Genomic DNA, 642 nt, shown 5'->3' on the forward strand with positions numbered 1-642 from the left:
TTGGGCGCATGGCCGGCGCAAGCTGTTCAAGCTGGCGGAGGTGGCACGGGCGCCGTTGGCGGCCGAGGCGGTACGCCGGATCGACCTGATCTTTGACGCCGAGCGGGTCATCAACGGTCTGTCGGCCGAGCGGCGCCTGGCGGTGCGGCAACAGGACATCGCACCGATGGTCGCCGAATTGGAAACCTGGATGCGCGAGCAGCATGCCCGGCTGTCCCGGCACAACGACCTGGCCAAGGCGATAAACTACATGCTGACACGCTGGGCCGCGTTCACCGCGTTCCTCAAGGATGGCCGGATCTGCCTGACCAATAATGCAGCGGAACGCGCGCTGCGCGGCATTGCCCTCGGGCGAAAGTCTTGGTTGTTCGCGGGGTCCGACCGTGGCGGCGAGCGGGCTGCGGCAATGTACTCCCTCATCGTCACCGCCAAGCTGAACGATGTCGATCCCCGCGCCTGGCTAGCCGATGTGCTGGCCCGGATCGCCGGCCATCCCGCATCCCGGCTGCACGAGTTGCTGCCTTGGAACTGGAAAACCACACAAGCCCAGCAGGCCGCGGCCGCCTAATCAGCTACCAACCGCAGCCTTGGCCGGATGCGTACGATGATCAGGCGGTTGTCGCGGGTGCCCAGTGCCAAGGC

At 66.4% G+C, this 642-nt stretch carries 1 protein-coding gene; it reads left to right on the forward strand.

Translation table 11 applies throughout. From position 1 onward, the window contains the following. On the forward strand, positions 1-568 hold a 568-nt coding region (gene tnpC, locus QWZ14_RS08790), incomplete at its 5' end, for an IS66 family transposase (protein ID WP_290316258.1). Positions 569-642: the final 74 nt, after the last annotated feature.

Source organism: Paeniroseomonas aquatica (assembly GCF_030409335.1).
GTDB classification, from domain to species: Bacteria; Pseudomonadota; Alphaproteobacteria; order Acetobacterales; family Acetobacteraceae; genus Belnapia; species Belnapia aquatica.